The 25923-nt window shown below is 59.7% G+C and carries 17 protein-coding genes and 2 pseudogenes; 7 read left to right on the forward strand and 12 right to left on the reverse strand.

Features of this window, described 5'->3' with window-relative positions:
• From DIE15_RS07985 to DIE15_RS08025, 9 genes are all read right to left on the reverse strand, one after another.
• Entirely contained in the window at nt 1-1218 is a 1218-nt protein-coding gene (locus tag DIE15_RS07985; RefSeq protein WP_185734386.1) for an FAD-binding protein, read from the reverse strand.
• Between the two features lie 9 nt (nt 1219-1227).
• Nucleotides 1228-2715, reverse strand: coding sequence for an FAD-linked oxidase C-terminal domain-containing protein (locus DIE15_RS07990; protein ID WP_185734392.1), 1488 nt, complete (start codon nt 2713-2715; stop codon nt 1228-1230).
• Between the two features lie 347 nt (nt 2716-3062).
• Nucleotides 3063-4361 (reverse strand): c-type cytochrome, encoded by a 1299-nt coding sequence (locus DIE15_RS07995; RefSeq protein WP_260428200.1) that lies wholly within the window; start codon nt 4359-4361, stop codon nt 3063-3065.
• Entirely contained in the window at nt 4358-6661 is a 2304-nt protein-coding gene (locus DIE15_RS08000) for a molybdopterin cofactor-binding domain-containing protein (RefSeq protein WP_260428201.1), read from the reverse strand. Before DIE15_RS08000 ends, DIE15_RS07995 begins: the two co-directional genes overlap by 4 nt.
• Nucleotides 6613-7107 (reverse strand): (2Fe-2S)-binding protein, encoded by a 495-nt coding sequence (locus DIE15_RS08005; RefSeq protein ID WP_124832865.1) that lies wholly within the window; start codon nt 7105-7107, stop codon nt 6613-6615. The genes DIE15_RS08000 and DIE15_RS08005 overlap by 49 nt, the downstream gene beginning before the upstream one ends.
• A gap of 368 nt (nt 7108-7475) precedes the next feature.
• Complete coding sequence (locus DIE15_RS08010) at nt 7476-8453, reverse strand: zinc-binding alcohol dehydrogenase family protein (protein ID WP_124832866.1); 978 nt, start codon at nt 8451-8453, stop codon at nt 7476-7478.
• A 353-nt stretch (nt 8454-8806) separates the two neighbouring features.
• Nucleotides 8807-9187, reverse strand: a complete 381-nt coding sequence (locus tag DIE15_RS08015) for a BON domain-containing protein (RefSeq protein WP_124832867.1) — start codon at nt 9185-9187, stop codon at nt 8807-8809.
• Nucleotides 9188-9352: 165 nt separating this feature from the next.
• The gene (locus tag DIE15_RS08020; RefSeq protein ID WP_124832868.1) at nt 9353-10180 is read right to left on the reverse strand and encodes an alpha/beta fold hydrolase; all 828 of its coding nucleotides are present in this window, start codon (nt 10178-10180) and stop codon (nt 9353-9355) included.
• A 55-nt stretch (nt 10181-10235) separates the two neighbouring features.
• Complete coding sequence (locus DIE15_RS08025; RefSeq protein ID WP_124832869.1) at nt 10236-10658, reverse strand: DUF3331 domain-containing protein; 423 nt, start codon at nt 10656-10658, stop codon at nt 10236-10238.
• A gap of 558 nt (nt 10659-11216) precedes the next feature.
• Here DIE15_RS08025 and DIE15_RS08030 point away from each other — a divergent pair.
• The 5 genes and pseudogenes from DIE15_RS08030 (at nt 11217) to DIE15_RS08045 (ending at nt 15649) form a co-directional block, all read left to right on the forward strand.
• A pseudogene (locus tag DIE15_RS08030) lies at nt 11217-12049 on the forward strand (alpha/beta fold hydrolase).
• Nucleotides 12050-12306: 257 nt separating this feature from the next.
• Nucleotides 12307-12754, forward strand: a pseudogene (locus DIE15_RS37555) (MFS transporter); the annotation flags it as partial.
• Between the two features lie 194 nt (nt 12755-12948).
• Nucleotides 12949-14373 (forward strand): winged helix-turn-helix domain-containing protein, encoded by a 1425-nt coding sequence (locus tag DIE15_RS08035; protein ID WP_185734388.1) that lies wholly within the window; start codon nt 12949-12951, stop codon nt 14371-14373.
• Nucleotides 14374-14508: 135 nt separating this feature from the next.
• Entirely contained in the window at nt 14509-14886 is a 378-nt protein-coding gene (locus tag DIE15_RS08040) for a response regulator transcription factor (protein ID WP_124832871.1), read from the forward strand.
• A gap of 97 nt (nt 14887-14983) precedes the next feature.
• Nucleotides 14984-15649, forward strand: a complete 666-nt coding sequence (locus DIE15_RS08045; protein ID WP_124832903.1) for a response regulator transcription factor — start codon at nt 14984-14986, stop codon at nt 15647-15649.
• Between the two features lie 28 nt (nt 15650-15677).
• Here the strand turns inward: DIE15_RS08045 and DIE15_RS08050 are convergent, their stop codons facing one another.
• On the reverse strand, nt 15678-20819 hold the full coding sequence (locus DIE15_RS08050; protein WP_124832872.1) for an ATP-binding sensor histidine kinase: 5142 nt from the start codon (nt 20817-20819) through the stop codon (nt 15678-15680).
• 618 nt (nt 20820-21437) lie between these two features.
• On the opposite strand from DIE15_RS08050, the gene DIE15_RS08055 reads away from it, so the two are divergent.
• Complete coding sequence (locus tag DIE15_RS08055) at nt 21438-22346, forward strand: AraC family transcriptional regulator (RefSeq protein ID WP_124832873.1); 909 nt, start codon at nt 21438-21440, stop codon at nt 22344-22346.
• A gap of 20 nt (nt 22347-22366) precedes the next feature.
• Here the strand turns inward: DIE15_RS08055 and DIE15_RS08060 are convergent, their stop codons facing one another.
• Nucleotides 22367-23239, reverse strand: a complete 873-nt coding sequence (locus DIE15_RS08060) for an alpha/beta fold hydrolase (RefSeq protein WP_409364294.1) — start codon at nt 23237-23239, stop codon at nt 22367-22369.
• A 62-nt stretch (nt 23240-23301) separates the two neighbouring features.
• Nucleotides 23302-24315, reverse strand: coding sequence for an MBL fold metallo-hydrolase (locus DIE15_RS08065; RefSeq protein WP_124832875.1), 1014 nt, complete (start codon nt 24313-24315; stop codon nt 23302-23304).
• A 450-nt stretch (nt 24316-24765) separates the two neighbouring features.
• Between DIE15_RS08065 and DIE15_RS08070 the strand changes: the two genes are divergently transcribed.
• The gene (locus DIE15_RS08070) at nt 24766-25737 is read left to right on the forward strand and encodes a LysR family transcriptional regulator (protein WP_124832876.1); all 972 of its coding nucleotides are present in this window, start codon (nt 24766-24768) and stop codon (nt 25735-25737) included.
• Nucleotides 25738-25923: the final 186 nt, after the last annotated feature.

Consider the following 25923-nt stretch of genomic DNA (forward strand, 5'->3'; position numbering starts at 1 on the left):
TCACGCCACTCCCGTATCGAAAGGTACGAGCCGGCCAGGATTAAGCACTCGATTCGGATCGAAGATCCCGCGCACACGTTCACCGAGTGCGCGCAGCGCTGCCGGACGACGATGAAACGCGCCGACCGTGCGCCGCAGCATCGCAGGCGCTCGCAACAAACAAGCACGCCCGCCTACTGCATCAACAGCGCGCCTGAGCGGCTCCGCTTGGACTTCAACATCTGCCCCGTCGGTTCGCAGGAACACAAGGCTGCCGCCCCAATCGTAGATCGCGTCGCCCCCCATTGATTCGACGATTCCCGCCGCTTGCGTGCCAGGTAGCATGAGGCGCCATATGCATGCGTTAGGGTCGTCAGCGAACACCTGCAGATTGCGCAACGCGCGCCAAAATCCACGACTCGCGTTGGTGCCTATCGATTGAACAGTGAAGGATCGCCCCAGATGCTTCGTGAGCTCCTTCGCACGTGCCGCCAACGACACACCGAAACCTTCAAGCCTTAAAGCTGTGGTCTGCGCCTCACGACGCGCGCCGCCGATATGAGCTGCGGCACTAACGTCGAAAGGCAACTGCAGCGCATCGGTCAACAGTTCGATCGCCGTCTCGTCGTCGATCCCGTCGATCAGCAAAGTGATCTCGTCCGACCATGCCGGTTGCAGTTTCAAGGTGACAGTCGTCAGCACAGCCAGCGTTCCGAACGAACCTGCCATCAGCCGAGGCAAATCGTAGCCGGCCACATTCTTGACGGTACGCCCGCCTGCCTTGAAAGCCTCTCCTCGACCGTTCACACCCTCCACGCCAAGCACCGCGTCGCGCACCCCACCCGAAGATACGCGGCGCGGTCCGGAAAGATTGCTGGCGACAATACCGCCGATCGTGCTGCGTCCCGCCTGTTCACCAAACAACGCGCCGTAATCCGGGGGCTCGAACGCAAGCTGTTGCCGGTGCGCGGCCAGAGCCTCATGCACCACCTCGATCGGCGTGCCAGCGCGCACTTTGATCACAAGTTCCTCGGGTTCGTAGAAATCGATCCCGGAAACTGCAGACAAATCCAACAGCGCGTCGGCGCTCATCGGTTCGCCGAATCCGCGTTTTGTCCCGCCTCCGACGATCTCAAAGGAGCGGCCATGACTATCCGCGTCGGCGACGATGTCGACTAGATCTTCCGCATCACGCGGGCAGATTCTATCTAGTATTAGGCGATTGTCGGTCGGTACCATTTGCATATCCTAAAAGCGGGGAACATCGGCAAAGCGCACGTTGCCGTCGCGCATACGGGTGCGGCCTAATTCGACGCAACGGCAGGCTGTCGGGAACACCTTGCCGGGGTTGAGCAACTCATTCGGATCGAATGCACACTTGAGCCGCTGCTGCTGTGCAATGTCGTTCGGGTCGAACTGGTAATGCAGCAAATCACGCTTTTCGACACCAATGCCATGTTCACCGCTCAGCACACCACCGAGATCGACGCAGGCTCGAAGAATATCCGCGCCGAATGCTTCTGCCTTCTCGAGATCACCTGGAATGGCAGCATCGAACAACACCATCGGATGCAAGTTGCCATCGCCCGCATGAAAGCAGTTCGCGTACTCGAGCCCATGCCGTTTCGACAACTCCTCAATCCGATTCAATATCTCCGCGAGTCGGCGGCGGGGAATCGTCCCGTCCGTCACGTAGACATCCCGCGCGACCTTTCCCATCGCACCGAATGCAAGCTTGCGGGCACGCCACAGACGTTCGCGTTCAGCTTCTGTCCGGCTGACCTTCAGGTCAACAGCACCGGCGTTGCGGGCGATGCGCTCGACCTCCTCGACCAGCGCATCCACCTCGCTTTCGGTACCATCCAGTTCGCACAGCAACAACGCCTCGACACCGGAGGACGGCATTTCACCGAGCAACGACGCCACCGCTCCAATTACCCTGCGGTCGACGAATTCGAGTCCGGCCGGCACGATGCCGCTCCCAATGATGTCGCCGACACAACGGCTCGCGTGGGCGACATCGGCGAAACCCAGTGACATGACGCGCGCTAGCGGCGGTTCGGGAGTCAACCGCACCGCAATTTCAGTAACGACGGCCAGCAGACCTTCGGAGCCGATCAATGCGCCGCACAGGTCGAACTCGCCGTCCGCGCCACCAACAAACGCACCGCCCAGCCTGAGCACTTCGCCCGTCATCAACACGATTTCCATGCCGGTAACGTGATTCGACGTGACACCATATTTCAGGCAATGCACCCCTCCCGAGTTCTCGGCGACGTTTCCCCCGATCGTCGAAATCGCCTGGCTGGATGGGTCCGGCATGTAGCAGAGGCCAAGCGAACGAACTGCCTCGGTCACCCGGATGTTCTGCACACCAGGCTGAACACGCGCGACACGATTTGCGGCATCGATATCGACGATACGGTTCATGCGTGCCGTGCCGAGCAAGATGCCGTCCTCAAGCGGCAACGCGCCGCCAGACAGCGACGTACCCGATCCTCGAGGCACGACCTTGATGCGCGCGGCGTGGCAGTACGCGAGGATTCGGCTAATCTGCTCCGTCGTAACGGGGAGAACTACAAGTAAGGGCAATGCAGTGTAAGCGGTCAGACCATCGCACTCATACGGGCGTCGCTCCGCCTCGCTGTCTAGCACCCATTCTTCTCCAACGATCTCTCGCAAGTCTTCCGCAATCGTGGCGCGACGATCGATAACAGACGAATCGACAACAGGCATTTTCACGTTGGAAGCTCCTTCGGCGACTGGTTGTCCAGACATGCGGGCACGACCAACTTCGGGCGCACCATCCATTCGATAACTTACCTGCCAATTAGATAACTCAACCCAATCAAAAACAACTTAATCTTTATTAATTCACTGACGAACTTGTCGAATACAAACTGGTTCGAATTGATGAAAAATCGCGACCAACCTTTCAGTTGACATGCTTTCTTTAGCGAAAAATAATTTTTGCACAGATCGATAACCCATCAACCAGCGACCATCTTCTAAAAAACGAAGAATATTCGACTGCATAACAGGTTGATATTTTTGGATCGCAACCGAATACCTATCAATCTGCTTTATTTTCGGAATTCCGCCACTCGATCTGGCGTAACTTGCCCTCTCTTTCCGCTGAATTGAGCGATCGTGTAGTTTGCGACTGCAGCAATCTCGACATCACTGTAAGCGGCACCGAACGCAGGCATTGACGTGGAAGGGGCGTCGTCGCGGCTGTGCGACCCATCGAGCAGCAAGCCTATGAGGTTGTCGCCGGCCGGGTCACTCAGGGCATGGGCCCCGGCTAGACTGGCACGCTTCATTTGCTGCCCATTTCCATCGTAACCATGGCAACTCACGCAGGCAGATTCGAATATGCGCTTGCCGACACCGTCACCGCCAGATGCGGTTATCCATCGCCCCGATCGCGCGAGTGTTGACGATGCCACGGCAATGGCCGCCTCCGGATCGCTACGCCGTGACGGGACGGTCCGCAGGTATGTCACCATATCCTCAATGTCGCGCCGTGGTAGTCGACCAAGGCTCATCTCGACCGCCTCTCGCATACTGCCCGACGCCGCGCCATGGCCGACCGCATATCCACTTGACAAATACTCGACGAGATCCGAATCGCTCCATCCACCGATTCCGGTGTCGGGATCAGAAGTAATGTTCCACGCTTTCCAACCATCCACGACACCACCCGACAACATTTCCGCGGTCTTCGTGGCGAACAACATATTTCGCGGTGTGTGACATTCCCCGCAATGGGCAAGGCCATTGACGAGATAGTTTCCACGGTTCCAGGAGATGCTACGCGTCGGATCGGGAGTGAATACCTTGTTATCGAAGAAAAGTAACTTCCAGGCCCGCATCAATCGACGCTGATCAAAAGGGAAGGCGAGGTCATTCGAAGGTGCCTGCGTATGGACCGGCTCCATCGTTGCGAGAAACGCTCGGATCGCCAATGCGTCATCATTGGAGAGCTTTGCATACGACGTATAGGGGAACGCAGGATAGAGATCTTCGCCATGCCGCCCCACGCCTTCGCGCAAGGCTCGTACGAACTCCGCGTCGCTCCACGCTCCGATTCCGTAGGTTCTGTCCGGCGTTATATTGGGTGCGTATATTTTGCCGAATGGGAGCTTGAAGCTCGTACCGCCCGCGAACGGCCGACCGTTCGGTACCGTGTGACATGCAGCACAGTCTGCAGCGGTAGCAAGATAACGGCCTCGAGCTATTAACGCATCGCCTCGTGGCAGCGCCGTACTAGTCGAGACTGGCTCAAGGCGATGCGGCCAGAAAAACACCGACGCCATGCCGGCAAACGCCGCACTCCCCAGGGCGATCGCGACCACCCATTCTTTTCGACGGAGCATCATGCGCGTCTCCCGTCGAATGCAGAAATCGATGGTGGACGTCGATTTTCCCCTTTGATCGCCAACGCCAGCCTGTTGATGGGCAGACTGCGCTGGCGCACCCCGGTCGCTGCGAATATGGCATTCGCTAACGCCGGGGCAGCCGAGACCGTTCCGACTTCACCGAGTCCGCCCGGCGACTCCTCGCTCGGCATGACGATTACCTCGAATGGAGGCACTTCGTTCATGCGGATCTGTCGATAGTCATGGAAGTTGCTCTGCTGAACCACACCATTTTCTATCGTGATCGCGTTATAGAGTGCAGCCGAGAGCCCGAACAACACGCCACCCTGGACCTGCGCCACAACGCTGTCAGGATTGACCGCGATGCCACAGTCAACGACCGCCGTAGCTCGCCGCAACCGAATATCTCCTTGTGGATCCACCTCGATCTCCACCACGAATGCAGCGTGCGTGCCGAAACTGTCATGCAGTGAGACACCTCGGCCGCAGCGTGGTGGTAGCGGGTCTCCCCAACCGGCAGCCTTTGCCGCTCGATCGAGCACGGCTAGCGAACGGGGGTTTTGGCGCAGGAGCGCGCAGCGGTATTCGATCGGATCGCGTTTCGCGGCATGCGCGAGCTCGTCCAAAAAGGATTCGACAACAAATACGTTATGAGTCTCCCCGACCCCGCGCCACCAATTCAGTGCGACAGGCCCATCCTGCCTCACCCAATCGGAGCGCATCGCGGCAATTTCATAAGGCAGGTCTGCCGCACCGGCCACGGCATCATGATCGAGTTGACCCTGTGGCCAAGGCTTGCGATCGTAGTATGGACGGACGGTCGAGCATCTCGTGCGGTGTATCCAAGCTGCCGGCATACCGTCCGCTCCGAGCGTCGCGGAGATGGTGTCGTGATACGCAGGACGAAAGCGATCGTGCTGGATATCCTGTTCACGCGTCCAGATCACCTTGAGCGGATAGGTGACTTGGCGCGCAAAACGCACCGCTTGCTCAATCGTATCGACAGCCAGTCGGCGGCCAAATCCGCCACCAATCAGGTGATTGCGAACAACGACCTGCTCCATCGATAGACCGGTGATCTGTGCAGCAACAATACGTGCTGTCTGCGGCACCTGCGTGCCAACCCAGATATCGCACCCGTCTGGCCGCACGTGAACCGTCGTGTTGATCGGTTCGAGTGCTGCATGCGCCAAGTATGGCAGCGTATAAACGGAATCGATCCGGTGAATGCTGGCCTCATTCAACTTACGTTCCGGCTCGCCGACCTGCTTGCCGAGTACAGGTGTACCCCGCGCATCTCGTAGCTGGTTCGCGAGCGCGCTCGAGGTCAGCGCCGCATTGCGCCCGGCTTCCCATTCGACCTGCAATTGCGCCAGCGCACGACGCGCTATCCAATAGTTTTCACCGACCACAGCTACGGCATCGTCAATTCGCAACACGTCAATCACGCCTGGCATTGCCCGAGCGGCCCGGTCGTCGACGCGGTGGACCTTACCGCCGATGGTCGGACTCATCACCAGTGCTGCAACGCGCATTCCTGCGACGTGTACGTCGATCCCGAACGTAGCGGTCCCGTTAACCTTGGCCGGCGTATCGACCCGCTTGGTTGATTTGCCGATGAGTCGGAAACGTGAAGGTGGCTTCAACGCGACACGCGTCGGCATTGGCTGCCGGCGTGCGGCCGACGCGACTGCTCCAAAAGACAGCGTTCGCCCGGTCGGATCGTGGGTGATGATCGCGCGCGATACGGAACATTCCGTTGCAGGAACATGCCACCGCTCGGCCGCGGCCCCTACCAACATTGTGCGCGCGGCCGCACCGGCACTTCTTAGCGGACCGAAATAAGCCCGAACCGATGTTGAGCCCCCTGTGGCCTGTGCTTTCAGGAGCGACTGAGTATAGGCATGAGCATCGGCGGGCGCCATCACGACCTCGACCTGGTCGAGTTCCACCTCGAGTTCCTCGGCCAGCATCATCGCCTCGCCGGTAGCGATACCCTGCCCCATTTCGACGCTCGGTACCACAAGCACGATTCGCCCGTCGACACCGATGCGAATGAAACCATTTGGGACAAAACCATCGAAACCCGTACCCGACGCGTCGAGGGCACCGACCGCAGCAAGATCCGGTTCTCTCATAAACGCACGCGCCGGCGCTGCAAGGGAAAAACCGACCAGCAACGCGCCTGCAGTCAAGAACCGACGGCGTGCGATGTCAGGTAAGGTAGCTTCGTCAACGGGCCCATACGTTTTCATGTTGCCACCTTGATTGCTGCGCGAATGCGCGGGTACGTACAGCATCGGCACAGATTTCCTGACATCGCTGCGTCGATGGCCGCATCGTCGGGATGGGGGTCGCGCATCAGCAGGGCAGCAGCCGACATGACCTGCCCGGACTGGCAGTAACCGCACTGGACTACTTCAAGCTTGAGCCAGGCTGCCTGGACCCGCTTGCCGATATCGGTTTTACCGATTGCTTCGATTGTCGTCACTGGCCCGTTGACGTCAGACACCGGCAGAACGCACGAGCGCACCGGATTTCCGTCCAGATGCACCGTGCAGGCACCGCATTGTCCGATGCCGCAGCCGAATTTCGTACCGCACAAACCGACGATCTCGCGCAACGCCCACAGGAGCGGCATGTCAGGGGGAGCGCGAAGTTCAGTGCGCTGCCCGTTGATGACCAGTGATGTAACCGGCCACGGTGAATTCGTCTGTTGCTCCAGTATTGGCACTTGCTTTCCCATTGGCAGTCGTCCTTGATCAGCGGTGGCGATTAATCGCACGCCTTTGTCACCATGTCCCGCGAGTCATAGAAATTGACACTCACAGATTAGGGGATTCCATAACGAGACTCCTGAATCTGCCTGAATCGTTCTTGGAGAATGAAACGAATCGACTGGACGAGGAAGATGGTCCGGCAATTGGGCATTGATCTTCGAGTACCGTCGGACACGCCATCGTCGACCGTAAGCCAATTGCAAACCGATCGGTTCGCCGACAGACAGACCTGTAGCGCCTCGACACAACAGCCCTGCAAGTGGCAACCGCATGCGGCTCATCTGAAATGCGGATTGGGGATGTACCGCGATAACGCGCGATTCGAGGACAACGCTCAGGGTTTTAGCAGCGTCCGATAAGCTGCGCCGGCACATGCAGTCCGATACGCGCGCACCGCGTCATCGAGGTCAAACATGTAATCGTCGTGAATCGGAAAAGGTCTCAACGCGCCACGCTCAAATGCGGGAAGCAGCTTGTCCAGGATGACCGCACTTTTTCGTGCATCGAGACCGAGCGTGTTGGCTCCAACATAGCTGTGCTGGTCACGATAGAACGTGGATATATCGAACGGCACCGTCCCCTCGGTCGTCGCAATGAAGATCTGTGCGCCACCGGCCGCCATCGCCATATTGGCTTGCTCGAAGTACGGACTTCCGATCGCATTGAATACGATGTCCGCACCATGTCCATGTGTGACATCACGCACCATCGCATCGAAATTGCTCGAAGACGCATCGATCATACGTATCTTGTTGTTCGCATGGCCAAGGTAGGCCAGCGCCGCACGCTCGGCACCTACCGTGATGGCACCCGCCATCGTCGCGAGTTGAATCGCCGCTTGTCCGACAATTCCGTTGGCACCGAGGACCAGCACCACATCCCCCTTATTGACCCCACCAGCTCGCCGGAAACCCTCGAATGCCGTAACAAACGGCACACCAACTGTCCCGGCTTCGTCCAACGTCAAGTTAGCCGGCTTTTCGCGTACGCTATGGAGCGGAACTGCAAGATAGCGCGCGTGCGTGCCGTCACGCCGGATTCCAAGATCGCCACCGCTGCCCCACACCGATCTTCCGACAAGCGCCGGCGGCCCATCGATTACTCGACCGGCATAGTCGCGACCTGGTGTGCGCGGCCACACCGCGTCTTGCATGAGGCCGAGCAACGCGTTCACGTCGCTTGGATCAACACCGGCACTTACAATTTCGACAATGCATTCCGAATCATTCGTCTCGGGAAGCGATTGCGTCTCAACTTCCAGGCGCAAGGAGTTTACATCGTTGCTTCTCTCAAGGACGCGAACGCGCTTCATTCGTCTGCCTCTCCAAGAAGTTCCAACTGCCGAAATGACGTTCCCAAGTACAGCCGTATGCGATCGGTCACGTACCCCGTGGATAGTCGTTTTCCACGGATCGAGCATCAGAACCTGAGACAACCGTGGGAGCGTCGCCTGGCGCTTCGCATCAAGGAAACTCCCGAGATGTCGACCCGACCGCTAGCTATCTGATGGTCGCTCTTGCCGTGTTCAGTTGTCGATCCGTGCAGCCAATTCGAAAAGCGCACCGTGTGCCTGACATTGCTCATCCAGGCCGTTGCGGTCGAGCGCAACGGCCATCCTAGCCGTCAATACCCCGAGTTCTCGTCGGCATCAGGTTGGCACAACGCTCAGCTGCCGCCTTCGGTAAGCGCCAGTCGATTGCTCACCGATGTCACGCCAGGTACCGCAATCGCGCGCTTTTCTGCGAGCTGGATCTGCGCGTCGTCTGCGGTCTCACCGGTCAACGTCACCGCGCCGCCTTTGGCAAACACCACGATGCGCGCAGAATCTAGCGCATGATCCTGCTCGAAACTTTTCCGCACGCGCTTTGCTAGAGCCCGATCGGTGGCTTTCGCTTTCTTGCGTGAAGCAACAACAGCAGGATCCTTATGTTTCCGGGCAACGACGGAAGATCCCGGTTCGTCGGGTGCATACGCAACCGATGCGGACGCTATCGAAGGAGCCGCAACGACTGCAGCAATGAAAAGTGAAAGAAGGCTAGATTTCATGTGGTTTCCCCAGGGCTATGATGAACGTTACAGAACCTGCTCCGCGACGCAAAAATCGTATTCCGCTGAACGATCGCCGTCCTCAAAGTGACTTGAATGCTGCTGGATCTTCCGTTCGAATTCGACACACATCGCACTGATTTTTTACGTCCCAACCGAACGCGGTTAGTCGTGCGCTCGCACGAAATCAAGCAGATCTTCATTCAGTTGCTCAGCATGCGTCAGGTACAGTGCGTGTGGACCACCTTCGTATTCGAGTAGAGTTGCGTGAAGCACACGATTCGCTGTCGCTCTCGCCGTAAGCTCGATCGGTGCGGTCTGATCGTCATCGCCGTGCACGATCAATGTCGGTACATCGAGCTTGTCGAGATCTGCACGGAAGTCCGTTTCCGAGAACGCATGCACACAATCGAGCGTGGCGTTCAGGCCTGCCTGAAGCGCCATGTACGTGGTTGCCTCGAGCGCCGCGCGTGAGACTGTCGAACCGGCTCGGTTGGACCCGGTGAACAACGGCCAGAAGTTTTCGAGAAAGGTAGCGCGATCGGCGAGTATTGCCGTCCGAATTCCATCGAACACTTCGACCGCGATGCCCTCCTGATAATCGTCGCGTTGCGCAATCAACGGCGTGACCGCACCGATCAGCACGGCCCTCGCCACGCGGGCGGCCCCGTGTCGAGCGATGTAGCGCGCAACCTCACCGCTCCCCATCGAAAAGCCGACGAGCGTAACCTCACGCAGATCGAGCTTATCGAGCAAGGCTGCGAGGTCATCCGCCAGCGTGTCGTAGTCGTAACCTTGCCACGGCTGGCTGGACCGCCCGAACCCGCGCCGGTCGTATGCGATGCATCGAAACCCCTGCGATGCGAGGTGGTGCATCTGTATATCCCACATATCGGCATTCAAGGGCCAGCCGTGAATGAAGACAACCGGCTTACCGGAACCCCAGTCCTTGTAGTAGAGCGAAACGCCATCGGGGGTCGTGAACAGACTCATAGTCATTTCCTGACAGGTTGACGGTCGTCGGATTAGCCCGCGACCTGAATGGGTATCAATGGCGACTCAGTTCGACGATCAGCCGATCCAGTTCGGTCGTCAGAATCATCTCCGCACCGTTCGCCGGTCTCCTTGCGCCGCGCCACTGCGGCTTGTAAACAGGATCGCCCAAGCGAATGACGTGTCCACTCAACGCGCAGCGAGCTCGCATCCGGGACTTCGCGCTGATCCAGCGTTGCTCGTCGTAGCGACAGCACGTCGGATCGCTCCAAGATACGAGAACCGACGACTCAGTCTGGCGCTCGACGGAGACGATCGAGCTCCGCGCTCGCACATTACCGAGCGATTGCATAGAGGCGACATCGCGCCGGCATCGTCCGGCGACGTCGACGCTTTGGCAAACCGGCACATGGCTGTCCGCGCCGAACAACGGGGCGAACTGCGTAATCATCCGCTCCCAACGACTGATCTCATTCATGGCAAGGCATCCTCGCAAATGACGTGGGTGACGCGTCCCCGTGTCTGACCGCTGCATCACTCGTGACGCCTTTTGGCATGAAGCGATACGGGTAGGGTATGGAGACGATTCGGGACCAACGATAGCGAGACTCCGCTGAAGCGTCCTTTACCGTTTCTGAAACTTTCTTGCCGGTACGCTCGCTCGGCGCGACCGTGGCGCTTTCATGAAAATTGAGACGGCTTTCAGTACGTGCCGCCCGAACAGGATTTAGCCTGCCTACCGCGCTTGTCAGCATCCGGACGATGTCCGATTCCGACGGCGCATAACTTGCCGGCCCGGTGCCATCGTCCCGCACCGGCAGCATTACCCGCTCGTTCAACGCGGCATCATCCGCCGCACGCACCTGGAGCCTCGATGCGCATTCCGCAAACTGATGTCCCGCCCTCGCCGCGGCGACGCGACATGATGCTTGCCGGCGCCACCGCCCTGACGTCGGCAGCACTGCCCGCAGCCGCGTCGGCCGTCAGCCCGACGAAACATTCCTCTGCCACTTCGGCCCATCACAGAGTCAATGCAATGAACACGATCACCACGAAAGACGGCACCCTGATTTACTACAAGGACTGGGGAACCGGGCGTCCGGTTGTCTTCTCCCATGGCTGGCCGCTTTCCGCGGATGCCTGGGATGCCTGGGATGCCTGGGATGCCTGGGATGCGCAGATGCTGTTCCTCGTCCAGCACGGCTTTCGCGTCATTGCCCATGACCGGCGCGGTCACGGGCGGTCGGGCCAGCCGGCCCATGGCAACGACATGAACCCCTACGCCGATGATCTCGCGGCGCTGATAAACGCCCTCGATTTGCGCGAAGCGACGCTCACCGGCCACTCCACGGGCGGCGGCGAGGTCGCGCGCTACATCGGTCGCCACGGTACGGAGCGGATCGCCAAGGCGGTCCGTATCGGCACGGCACCTTCGAAGATGGTGAAGTCGGCGAGCAATCCTCGAGGCCTGCCGATGGATGTGTTCGACGGCATCCGCAAGAACGTTGCCGAGAATCGCTCCCAGTTCTACCAGGATCTCGCGGTGCCGCTCTTCGGCTTCAACCGGCCGAGTGCGAAAGTCTCGCAAGGCACGATCGACGCATTCTGGACACAGGGAATGATGGGCGGCCTACACGACCAGTATTTGCGCGTCAAGGAATTCTCGGAGGTCGACTACACCAAGGACCTCAAGAAGATCACCGTGCCAACGCTGATCTTGCATAGCGATGACGACCAGATCGTGCCGATCGACGACTCGGCCAACTGTCGGCCAGGATCGTCAAGAATGCCCGGCTCAAGATCATCGCCGGCGCGTCGCACAGGATGTGCGTCGTCAACGCCGAACTGCTGGCGTTCCTGCAAGCGTAATCGCGCGACGCCGCGTGGGGGCCGCTGGAGCCGGCACGCGCAGTTGCATAAGCGTCGGATCCCGCTTTTGCCCGCACGCAATGCTGGTTTGCGCGGCGGCTCCGCTCCAATTGGAGCGCCCCCCATACTCTCGTCGGCATGCAGGACGCACTATGCGCAGAGCGGAACGCACGCGTTACCGACCCACTCACCGCGGCCACCCGATCACTGCTCCACTAGCCGCGGTGCGCGTGATGCTCTACGTTCAGCGAACCCTTATGTTGGCAGATTCGACTTCGGTTGCGGCCCGAGGACATGCCGCCAAACTCACTTAAGAGCTCACTGCATGCTTCGCGCTCTGTTGCAGCGCGATCATCGCCAACCTGTACTACGCGCACCGATCACCGGAATGATTGCGCCACATCTTCACATGTCGGGGGACACGGCGAGCCTCATCGTGTCGCTCACGCAGATCGACTATGCGTTCCGCCTGTCTTTCATCGAACCGCTCGTCGACCCGCTCTAAAACCGCAAGCTGATGATAACGACTACGCTCGTCGCGAGCGTGAGCCGGGCGGCGGCAGTCGTGCAAACGCTGGATCTCTCCTCGCCGTCTCGCTGCGGATCGGCTTCAGTTCGGTAGCCGTGCAGATCCTGATCCCGCTCGTCGGGCATTTTGCGCCGGACGATTCGCATGGACGCGTGGTTGGCACAATCATGAACGGTCCATCGACCACCGGGCGACAGTGCGACACATGCACGTCCATGTGCGGTAGGTGTAGCCAACCTAGACACATGGATAATAGCGACATACCGGCTCCCGAAATACGATGGCGACAAGTTACCGGGCCGCGTGCCACGCGTCCGGGCGAGTGCTCAACAGACGGCGCGCCTGCGCTATTTCATTGAATGAGCAAAACATGCACACATTCGACCGGGTAGCGGTATCCCTCGAAAGCCGCGAAATTTTCGTGGACGGCGAAGCACGCCATATCAGCATGCGGGCATTCGACATCCTCGAGTTGCTGATCAAGGCGGACGGACGACTCGTCACGAAGGACGAGATCATGGACAAGGTCTGGCCGAACACCTTCGTCGTCGACAACAATATCCAGGTTCATATCTCGGCGCTACGCAAGATTTTTGGGGGAAAGCATGGCACCATCAAGACGTGCGCGGGACGCGGCTACAGGCTTGCCCGGCCGGTAGAAGCACCGTCTGGTGGCGGCCCGATCGATATGCCGAGCCGCATCACGGCCGTGCCCTCTGCCCTCGTGGGACGTGACTCCGTAATCGCCAGCGTGCTCGATTCCATCACGTCCGAGGCGATCGTGACGCTCTGCGGCCCCGGCGGGATCGGAAAAACCACCATCGCCCACGAATGCGCCTGGCAGTTCTCGGCCGGCTCAGGCATGGCAGTTGGTTTGGTCGACCTGTCCGACGGACAGCCGTACGAGTCAGTGTTGCATGCCACCGGACGTGCATTGAAGGTGCCGTCGACTGATCTCGACCAATTGCTTGCGACGCTCGACGCGCGACCGACTTTGCTGTACTTCGACGGCTGCGAGCACGTCGCCGACGAAGTCGCGGAACTCTGCACGGACCTTCATGCGCATCGCCCTGACACCCGCATCCTCGTGACAAGCCGCGAGCCGCTGCGGATCGCACGCGAACGGGTGTACCGGATCCCTCCGCTGGATTCGCCGGCCGCGGGCGCCTCCGGCGATGACGTGCTAGCCAGCAGTTCCGTCCAGATGTTCCTGAAGCGCGCGACGGCGACGGGTTCGGACATTTCGCTCGATTCGTGTACGCTGCAGCTCGTCGCATCGATGTGCCGCGCGCTCGACGGCATTCCGCTCGCGCTGGAACTGGCGGCTTCATGTGTCACTTCACTCGGGATTCCGACGTTGAGCGCCGAACTCGATGCACGACTGCTCGAGTTGCCCAACCTGTTGCGAGCCGCACCGCCGCGACATAAGACGATGGCGGCAGCGCTTGACTGGAGTTATCGGTTGCTGGACGATGACGAGCGAACGCTACTGGGCCGCTTGTCTGTCATCGATGGCCCATTCGAGCTCGCAACCGCTCGCGCAGTCGCCGGTTGTGAGCGCTTTGACTCGGCGCGGATGCTGAGTGGTATCGTCGGGCTAGTGGAGAAGTCGCTGATCCTGACCAGCCCGACCGCCAAATCGCAGCGCTACCGACTGCCGGGGCCTACGCGGGCCTACGCTCTGAAAAGACGGATAGAAACTGGCGAATGCGGGGAACTCGAACATCGTCGCCCCTATTGCGAACCGGCAACCTACGCGCCTGCCGCCGCATCGGTGCCGCAAGTCACATATTGACGTCGCCGCGAGTCGCGAACCCGGCCGATTCAGGGCTAGCCTGGTTTCTCCGTTCGGTGCAATTATACGAACGACTAATCGCGGCGAAACGAATCTGTCTTTATTATTACAGCTTGCCTCGTAAAGTTCGCGCTCATGGCCTTCGTTTGCATTATCGATGATGACGCGTCGGTACGGAAAAGCCTCGAAAGCCTTCTCAAAGCGGCTGGACATACAGCCTTGTCGTTTGCGTCGGGCGAGGACTTTCTGCTTTCCGACGAACGACTTCACGCCGCCTGCATTCTTCTCGACTTCAAGATGAAAGGAATGAACGGCCTGGAAGTCCAGCGCGCTCTCAAAGAAAAAGGGGCACGAACTCCGATCATCATTATGTCCGCCCAACGCGACGAAGATGTTGTCAAGCGTGCACTGGATCAAGGTGCGTTAGATTTCTTGCGCAAACCCTTTTCGGATGACGACCTGTTGAACCTGGTCGACCAAGCGACATCCTCCGGCACCGCCGGATCCTACTGATTCCGCCTCGAATCGCTGTGATATTTCGACTGCATAGAACGTTGGGAGCCGTGGCGACATGATGCACGCCGGTTTAACCACCCCGAAGGGATCCAGAATGACAAGCGAAACAAGCACGATATCGCCGGACGTGCCAAACCATCCGCCTGTCGTTTATATCGTCGACGACGACGAAACTTTGCGTCGCTCGCTCGACTCTCTGCTGCGCTCGGTCGGACTGCACGTCGAAACGTTTGCGTCGTCGCGCGACTTTCTCGCCTTCGATCGACCGGACGCTCCGAGTTGCCTGCTACTCGACGTGCGTCTGCGCGGAGAAAGCGGTCTCGCCTTTCAGGAAGACGCCATGCGAAACGGGCTGCGCATTCCGATTCTGTTCATGACAGGCTTCGGCGATGTACCGATGTCCGTCAAGGCAATGAAAAGCGGTGCAGTCGACTTCCTGACCAAGCCGTTTCGCGAGCAGGATATTGTCGAGGCCGTCACGCACGCCCTCTCAGTCGATGCCGCGAGGCTCGATGCAGCGCGCTCGCTGACCGGCCTGCAGGCCGCATACGCTTCTCTGACGCCGCGCGAGCGCGAAGTCATGGGATTCGTCATCACCGGCCTGATGAACAAACAGATCGCGGGGCACCTGAACCTGCACGAAATCACCGTGAAGGTCCATCGCGGTCAGGTGATGCGCAAGATGGGCGCGCGCACGCTGCCCGATCTCGTTCGCATGGCGCAAGCGCTCGACGTCGAACCGCACGGCATCCGGAATTAACAACGGGCCCGCTGCCAGGGCAATCTGTTCAGTGGGCGATGTCGGCAAGCGGTAGCCTGAACACGAATGCCGCCCCCCCGGACGGTCCGGCCGTGGCGGTCAACATTCCGCCGTGCACCTCCATGATCGATTTGCAGATGGCGAGCCCCATGCCCATTCCGTGCGACTTGGTCGTAAAGAAGGGGTCGAAGATGCGCTCCATCAGCGACTCGCCGATCCCTGGGCCGCTATCGAGCATGCTGACAACGACATGGCCCGCCTCGATTGTCGACGCCACGTCGAGCAGGCGTGGGTGTTCGGCACCGTCCATCGCATCCAGCGCATTGGTAATCAGATTCAGAACGACTTGCTGGATCTGAATCCGGTCGGCCAGGACCTCGACGCCGCCGCTATCCAGCCGGACCCGCAGCCGGACGCGCTTCGCGTCGATCTCCATCGCCGTCAGCTTCAGCATCTCTCCGACGAGATCGTCGATCACGACCGGCGCGAGCGTGACGGGTGCCTGCTTCGCCAGCGACCTCAACGCTCGCACGATGTCCGCCGCACGAACACCTGACGCACGGATATCTTCGAGATTGGACCGCGCCTCGGCAATGTTCGGCTGCGCGCTGCCTAGCCAGCGCAGGCTCGCGCCGGCGCTCGATACGATGCTGGTGAGCGGCTGGTTGATCTCATGGGCGATCGATGCGGCGAGTTCCCCCATCACCGTGACATGGGCCGCATGAGCCAACTCCGTTCGGGCGCGCCGCAACGCCTCTTCCATTTCCTGGCGGCGCGCATTCTCCTCGATGAGTTCGGTATAGAGCCGTGCGGTTTCAAGTGAATTCGCGGCCTGAGGCGCGAGCACCTCGAGCATCGCGGTCCGTTTGGGCGTGAATACGCCGTGCACCAACGCGTTCTCAAGATAAAGCACGCCGATCAGCCCCCCCTGCTTGAGCAACGGCAAGCAGAAGGCGGATCGGGTAGGGCGAACGGCGAGGCTCGCCGCATGTTCGGGCATACCCTGCGTCGACGCATCGTCAAATACGAGCGGCTTGCGCGTTCGCATGACGCGATTCAGCATCGATGTCGGCATGTCCTTGTCGACTGGCCGCGTCCGCGTGAAATCGACGACCACGTCGTCGCCATCGACACGGGCAGATGCCTCGATCATCGGCACGCCGTTGCGCACGAGAATCAGCACGCCATATTGTGCGCCGGCATGTACGACCATGTTGATCATGAGCGACTGGACGAGACGCTCCAGGTCGAGCTCTTCAGATAGCGACTGCGCGGTACGCATCGCGACCATGAAATCGAGATCGGTGCTGCCTTGAATCTCGAGCGGCGTCGTCGCCGGTAAAGCGTCGGTCGCGACAAACGAATGCTGCGCCTCAATCCGGGCCGCCTTGCCAAGCGCGCCCCAGCGCCGATAGCACGCATGGGCGATGCGCAAATGATGGCGCGCGACACCGGAAAGCGACGATTCGGCAGCGTGGCGGCTCGCCAGTTCGTGGGCCAGCGCCTGTTCGTGCACAAAGCCTTGTGCAGCCGCCATGTTGGCCGACGCCTCGTACAACTGCATCGCGCGAAGATCGTTGCCACGCACGCGCTCGAACTCCGCCTCGATCAACATCAGCTTGTTCTGGAACGTACCCGGGTTCAGGGCCGACCAAGTCGCCATCTGTTCTCGATGAACGGTGACTTTCGCAAGCAGTTGCTCCGGCTCCAGCCGCCCCCGATTCGCATGGATCACGGTCAAAGTCGCGAACAGACGAAAATCGGACAGCATGATATGCGCTGGCGTGGACCAGGTCAGCGGCACAGCCGCTTCGAACGCGGACTCGGCCGTACCCAGGTCGCCGAGCAAGAACGCGGATTGTCCGCGCAGCACGAGCGTCCAGAACGACAACACGGCCATGGGGGGCTTGTCACAGCGTTCGGTGTGCCCGATTTCCCTGCCCCGGGATTGCCACGTTCCGATCGTCCGACCACTGCCTGTCTGGAGCGACTCGACGAACTCGGCCTGAGTCGCCACCAGGTCGACGATGTCGTGGTAGCCGGCACCGCGCGCGATCGTCAACAGTGATTCGATCTCGTCACGGATTCGGGGCAACGTCTCGCCCATCGCGATCAAGTCCGACACGATGTGATTACAGCTGTAGCACTGCCAGCGCAATTCCGCACTTTCGTTTCCGGCCGCCTTTGCCTGACGCGCATAATCAAGCGCAGACGCGAGCGGTTGGGTCCACACACTGACCTGGTCGAGTGCGACCAGCGTCGCCGTGCGATAGCGCTCGAACCCATGCTTGTCGACGAGCGCAAGCGCGACTTTCGCGAATGCCAGCCCCTCTTCGTACGCATCGTAGGCATCCGCAATATAGACACCGTACCACGCTAGTCCCTGCACCGAGGCGCCCGTGACGCCGTATTGCAATGTCAGCCGTACCATGGTCGCCAACTGCAGCAATGTCAGCCCCGCACTCGGATAGAACATCGCCGCCTCAAGGGCGGTCAGCAAACCCATCGCCGCCTCGATGCGCGCATCATTCATCTTCTCGAGCGCGACGAGCTCCGCGATCGAACGCCCCGCGAGTTCGGCCTCGATCTCATGGTACGCGTCAGCCAGATCATCGGTCGACGGTTGGGCGGGAAAATCGATGCCGAGCAACCTCAAGCCTTCGAGCGCGACATCGACAGCCCCCGCATAATCCGAATTGACGGTCAGCAGTGCCGCCTTGAGTCGATAGGCCTCCGCGGCATCGATCGCCGAACGCATACGGGGCAGCAATGCATCGATTTCCCGTGCCGCGTTCTCAAGGTGGCCGGTGGCAAGCAATGTGCGACAACGCAGCACGGTCAGAGCCCTTGTGAGGTCGTACGTATCACTCCAGGCGGCCTTGCCGACCAATGCCTCGGCCGATACGAGAAACGCAAGCGTCCGGTCGCGCGCGGCCGCCGCCGCGGTACGCTCCGCTGCGAGAATCAGCATGCTGGCAAACGAAACCGCCCGCGCACGCTCGACCGGGATGTAAATCGCGCGCTCGATCTGGGCTGCGATATCGAGCACGTTGTCCGGATTGCCTGCAGACGAAAGCGAAATCATCGCCGCAGCAATTCGCTCGTGCCGCGCCGCGCGCGTAGCCGGATCAAGCAGCCCGTAAGCAGCCTCGCGAATCCTGTCGTGGGCGAATCCCCATTGCTCGCCCCGCCGCCAGACAAAACCCGTCCGCCGCGCTTGTTCCAGCCGGAACAGTACGTCCCCGTGCGCCGTACCCAGTATGCGGGCGATGCGGCCGGAATCACACTCCGTCCCGATACATGCAAGCCAACTGAGCATATCTCGCTCGGCCGGCGACAATCCCTCCAGTCGATGCTCCAGCAATTCGACGACATTCTCCGCATCGTGGTGTCGTTCGATTGCCTCTCCGTCCCAAGTCCACGCATGGCTATCACCATCGAAGCGAACCAGTCGGGCGTCGAAGAGCGCACGCAGCAGTTGCCGCACATGGAACGGATTGCCTTCCGCCTTCGTATGGATCAGTTCACCGAGATCGCGCACGCGGTCGAGCGGTTCATTCAGAAACGATCCGATCATTCGAACGACATCGGATACTTGCAGCGGCGTGAGATCGATCGCGGTCGTGCAGATACCGCGCAGGCGTTCGACGAACGTTCGAAAACGGGTTGTCTGATCGTAGTCGGCAGGCCGACAGGTGATGACAACGCACAGGTTCGCCGGCGCATCGGCAACTAACGCCTCGAAGAAGTCGAGCGTCGCGTCATCGGCCCATTGAACGTCGTCGATCGCAAGCAACAGCGGCGAACCCGGTGACGCGAACGCGGAAAATGCGCTGGCCAGTATCTGGTGAACGCGCGACACCGGCATCGTGTCGGTCCAATCCGCTTCGACTTCTTGCATGCCCAGCGCCTGCCCGATCTCGGGAGCCAACTGAGCCAGCAAGCCGGCGTGTTCGCGCAGACGCTCACGGATTCCCTGCGTTAGGTCTACGCGTGCATCGTCTCCCCGCGGGGCGACATGAGGTAATAGCGAGCGCAACGCGCTGACGATCGGCGCATACGGTTGCGACGACTGATATTGATCGACCTTCCCGATACCGCAGAACTGCGACGACGGGTTCAACCGCACCCTGAGCCGGTTGACGAGCATCGTCTTGCCCAGCCCGGCCCCGCCCTCGATCAGCACCATCGACGCGCGCCCCGTCAGCGCTACATCGTCATAGGCATCGACGAGCTGGCGCAGTTCGCCTTCGCGCCCGACGAATGCGCCGGACCCGGCATCCTGCAAGAAGCGGTCGGCGCGCGCGAGATCGAACGGTGCGGCCGCACCCGACGCCGTCCACGCTGCCTCGATGTACGCGAGATCGTGATAAAGGGATTCGGCGGTCTGATAGCGGGTATTTGGATCCTTCGACAACAGCTTGAGGATGACCTCGTCGAGTATCGGCGGCACGTCTGCTCGGTGCTTGCCCGGTTTCGCAGGTTCGATCGCGACATGTGCATGCAACCATTCGGCCAGCGACGACGCCTTGAACGGATACGCGCCCGTCAATAGCTCGAATAGCGTGATACCAAGCGAATATAGATCACTTCGCTCGTCGTCGAACGCATCCTCCCACATGGTCCGCTCAGGCGCGGCGTACGGCGCCGCAGCCTCGCTGGGCTGTCTTCTGAAACGTAGCTCGCCAGTCAGATCGCAGGCATGCATGAACGAGCGAATACGGACAACGCCATTCGACTCATGAACGAAATTCGCCGGCCGAATATCGCCATGCACAAGACGCTGCTCATGCGTCTTGGCGATGCACCGCGCCATTCCAATCGCGATCGAGAGGAACTGAGCAACGGACAATTTTCCCGCTAGCGCCGATAGCGACGTGCCTGCGGTCATCTCGTAGATCAACGCTGGTCCGTCCGCGGTCCGGACCAGCGCATGCGGAACGACAGCCCAGTCCTGTGACAGCTTGACTCGGACATTGAATTCGCGTTCCATCTGGCTGCAGGACAGCTCATTTGACCATTCCGTCTGCAGTGCAAGCCAGACTGTGTCCGACATGAGATCGACGATCTGAGATTCAACAAACGTGTCTGACGCCCGAATGAAGTTCTGCGTGGCTTGCGCGTATCGTCTCTCGTCCCAGACGATCTCTTCAGCGACGTGATTCTCCATGCTTCGTTTCACTATTCAACACAAAGTCACATACGACGAATCGCTTCCCCGACCCGCCCCTCCCACCCAGCGCCGCTAGCGGCACGACACTTCAAACGACACGTCCCGTTGGTTATATGTATCTTGTGCGGTCACAATTTTCGGGATGTTTTGGCGCCATCGCACGCGCCTGTCGGCAAAACCGTGCATCCTTGATTCAGGTTCGAGCGTGCCGTACTTGAACCGCTGCCTACGTGCACCGGCCGGGCATCCGTTCATGTGAGTTCAAGGTCCGATCGCTTTCCGCGCGTGTCGGCAAACGCAAGCCGATTGACTGCCCGTTTCAAATCGCGGCGCTTCCGGGTCGAACCTTCGAAATTACTTTCAAAGCTCACTTACCCTGCACCGCAACGATCGATGCGGTCCCGACTTTATCTCAAAAGAGGAGGCTGTTCTTGTACTTTTGTTACGTGAATTGAAGGAGAGTCACGTAACGGGGAAGCCGACACGTTCATCGGAGGTTGCATGCACCGATCGTGTGCGCCGTTGCTTTCATTGATTCGAGGTTTTTTTGTGCATCGCAACAGTGTAAACTTCCCTCCTCGCCAACCTTCCGTATGTTGATCCGAGGTACGCCGCATGCTGCTTACTACCCAGCCCGCCGCCGGCCCGATGAAGAAGGATACGCTTGGGTGCACTTCAAGCCAGTTGCGCACAAATCTGGAAATGCGCGGCACCGATATGGCGTTCTACCGCAAATGCATGGACAACGGTACCGTCCATCGCGTTGCGATGCCTGCCTCGGATCGCGGGTACTTGATTGGCGTGTCGATGAACAGTGGTCATCGGCGCGATATTTTCCATGGGCAACGCAAGATTGCGCGACACTTCAGCGACGACTCGATCTATATCCGCGATATGTCCGACGACTATCGCGCCGATCTTCACGGCAATTTCGATTTCGTGCTCATCGAACTGCCGGGATTGTTTTTCGATCGCCTCGATGCCGAACGCGACGCGGGCCGGTTCGCCGGACTGACATGTTCGATCGATCAGCGTGACCCGGTACTGGGCCACCTTGCCCGCGCGGTCGCCGGGTGCTTCGATACCACGGGCGCGCTGAACGCGCTCTTCGTCGAACAGATGGGGCTCGCCATCGGCATCCATCTTTCGAAACAATACGGAACGCCCTTGCTTCCCGCGAGCCGTATTGGCGGCATGCTGTCGCGCGCGCAGGAAGCGCTGGCAAAGGAACTGCTTATCGCGAACCTGAATGAAGGCATGGCAATCGCGGACGTCGCACGCGAATGCAATCTGTCACGCGGCTATTTCATTCGCGCATTCGCCAAGACCACCGGTCGCACGCCGCATCAGTGGTTACTGGACCAACGCATTCAGAAGGCCCGCAAGCTCGTCGAGGCATCGGAGATGACGTTAACCGAAATTGCCACTTGTTGCGGGTTCGCCGACCAAAGTCATTTGAACCGCACCTTCACCCGGGTCGTCGGCAAACCGCCCGGCGCCTGGCGACGTCGGAGCGGCCGCTGACGCGATAAGCAGTCGGGCAATCAACGCCCGGTCCAGCCGCTCAGAAAATCGAGCAGCAACGCATTGACGCGCTCGGGCTGCTCCTCCTGCGGCAGATGACCGCAACGGGCGATCGGCTCGGCGCGCAGATTGGTCGCCATCCCCTCCCACACCGCCTTCATATCGAACATCCCGCCGACCGCGTAAAAGTCCTCGCCCCAAATCGCCATCGTCGGGCAGGCGATCCGGGTATCGGCGTCCGCCTGATCCTGCTCGACGTCCTGCGCGTTCGCACGGTAGTCCGACATTGCGCCGCGCACGGCGCCTGGTCGCTTGTACGCTTTCACGTACGCATCGAAATCTGCCCCCTCGATCGTGTGCGGGTTGTAACACCAATCGGAGAAGAAATGGCGCAACCAGGCTTCCTCGTTGCCGGCGATCAGGGTCTCGGGCAAGTCCACCACCAGATGGAACAGGAAGAACCAGTACGCACGTGCCGTTTTCGGACTCATGTTTTCCGCGACGATACGCGTCGGCACGTTATCCATGACCACCAGACGATCGACACGTTCCGGATGATCCTTCGCAAGCCGTGTAGCAACTCGCGCGCCGCGATCGTGCCCGACCAGCACGACTTTCTCGATCCCCAGCGTGTCCAGCAGGCGGATGATGTCGAGTGCCATGTTGCGCTTGTCGTATCCGGACGCCGGCTTGTCGGTTTCGCCGTAGCCGCGCAAATCCGGCGCAATCACGCGATACGTACGGGCGAGCACCGGAAGCTGGTGGCGCCATGCGTAGCTGGTCTCCGGGAAGCCGTGAAGCAACACGACAACCGGCCCGCTGCCGGCGTCGAGGTAATGTTGCCGGATGCCGTTTGCAACCAGCGTATGGTGAGTTACTGCAATGTTTTCCAACGTTTCCACGATCGATCCTTAGAAAAGTAGACGCCTGGAGAATTGTTGCCGCCTGCCCGGCATCAAGGGCGAGGCGCTACACCGGCTCTGGGCACGGGCGACCAGTCGTAGTTGACCGGCACCCAGTCGAAGGTGTCACCATCCTTCCGCACGTGCCCGAGTCCCGGAAACGAAACATGGGCCGCACCAACGAGGTAACGTCGGTCCGCGACTTCACGCAGAATCTCTTCTCGAGATTCACGCGCTTCCGAAGGATCGCTGTCGTACTTGACGGTAGCTTGCAGTTGCCGAAGCTGGATCGCAGCGACATGCACGACATCTCCCCAGACCAGCAGGCGTGCGGAGCCGCTTTCGACCAGATAGGCCATCTGGCCGGGTGTGTGGCCCGGAAGTGAAATCGCACGAATGCCCGGCTCGAGTACGCCGTCGTGATCGTATGTCTTGAACCGCCCAACAGCACGGTATGGTTCGATTGCTGCGGTTGCTGCATCAAAGAACGGCGCGAGAAGCGGCGACGCTTGAGTCTTGTTGACCGGATCGAGCCAGTAGTCCGCCTCTTTGCGGTTCACCCTGACAACCGCATTCGGAAATACGGCTACACCTTTCGAAGCGATACCGCCGATGTGGTCTTCGTGCATGTGGGTAAGCAAAACCTCGTCGACCTGTTCCGGTCGATAGCCGGCCGCACGAAGATTGTCGACCAATCGTCCGCAGCAATCACCATACAGTGAGCCCGCGCCAGCATCGATCAGAATCAGTTTCTCTCCGGTATTCACCAGAAACGCATTGATTGATCCTTGCACTGGCGGCGCAAGAAATGCGCGCTGCAGATCGTTCTCGATATCTGCGTTCGACACACCTTCGACCACCTTGTCGATCGGGAACGGATGGGTTCCGTCCGACAGCGCTGTAACTTCGAACTTCCCCACCATCGTTCTGTAGAACCCCGGTGCCTGTTTGCCGGCGAGCGGTGCAGCAGCAAAGGTAGCAGCGACCCACGCCATCGCGATCCCAGCCAGACACAGCGTCAGACACTTTCGCGCGTGCATCCAGCCTCTTTCTCGAAAGCTTTCCATTCAAGTCCTCCGGTGTTTGGTCATATGCATCGAGCATAACGACCGCCGCACACTGCGTCCCTAAACTTCCTGAATCGTTCTGATTGGTTTTCTTAAGGCGCACACGTGGAACCCAGCACCGCAACGGCAAGGTGCCCGGCAATTTCCGTCGTTTCCAGAAATGAGATGTATCGGTCGGCCTGATCACCGAGGAGCGTCCTCGCTGACGCGAGTCTCGATCGACATGTGTACATGGAGTCACCTGCCTATACGCAGGGAGTATCGACTGTGCCCGAATGTCTATGCCGACATCCACATGTAGGGATGGTTTGATTGCCAACACGAACCTATCTTTCTTCTGAAGCACGGCAGTTGAGCGACAAGACCGCGTGAGCGAAGGCCCGCGCCAGCGGTGCATCACCTGCGACGAACCGTACCCCCTTGACCAATTGACCAGGACTGAACGCATCCATGGACAAAATCACTAACATGCGCATCTTCGCGCGAGTCGCGGAAGTCAAGAGTTTCACCGCGGTCGCTGAGCATATGCAATGCACCGCTGGCAGCGTTTCGCGCGCTATATCGACACTCGAATTCCAGTTGCGAGCCCGGTTGCTGAACCGCACCACGCGTTCAATTTCACTGACCGAACCGGGTGAGCACTACTATCGGAAATGCAAGAAAATTCTCGCCGATCTTGAGGAAGCGGAGACTGAGGTCGGCACGGCGCACCTGTCCGCGCGAGGTCGATTAAAAGTACATTGCATGGCTGAAGTCGGACGCGTGCCTTTGACCCGCGCAATCGTAGACTATCGACGAGATTTTCCCGCCGTTTCCGTCGATCTCCGATTCACGCCGAAGACAGCAAATCTGGTTGAAGAGCATGTCGATGTCTCAATCGTCTCGGCGACGTCGCTGCCGAACTCAGAAAACGTCGCAAAGCGGGTCGGGGAATGCCGTCGTGTCCTGGTAGCAGCACCATCGTTCGTTCGTGAGCATGCGATCGAGACAATCGACGATTTATCGCAGCATGCACTGACGCCGATCCCGCTAACAGCGCGATCCGTACGACCGGCGATCCAGACCAATGAGCCCAGAGTTAGCCGAGAATCCGATGCACCGCTCGTCGTCGACGACCCGGAAGCTGTTAGGTTCGCGCTGCTTGCAGGTTTCGGCGTCGGCGTACTACCACTTCATTGCGTCGTGGATGACATACACGAGGGCCGCCTTGTGCCGCTATTTCCCGACCAGACCATCGAATGTACGAGCATTTTCATAGTCTATCCGTGTCGTCAGTTTCTCGATGCCAAGATCGCCACGTTTGTCGATTTTCTGACGGTGCGGTTGCGAGGAATACTCACGGCGGCCGCAACAGCACCGCAAGCAACGCGCACCGCTTTCACGCGCGCGGAACCGGCAGGTTCACAGCTGACGACCGGATAAAGCGGCTCCCTTGCGTCGAGCATTTCACCTATCCGATACCAGGGTGAGCAGACTCGCCCAGCCCCCATCACAAATTGCCTGTCCATGAACGATCAGTCGCGTAATCGACCACACCCTGGACCTCTCCGGCGAAGCACATCAACGTGTCACCGGAACGCGTGGCGCTGGTATGCCGAGTTGCTAAGT

The organism is Burkholderia sp. Bp9031, assembly GCF_003857965.1.
In the GTDB taxonomy this organism is placed as follows: Bacteria; Pseudomonadota; Gammaproteobacteria; order Burkholderiales; family Burkholderiaceae; genus Burkholderia; species Burkholderia ambifaria_A.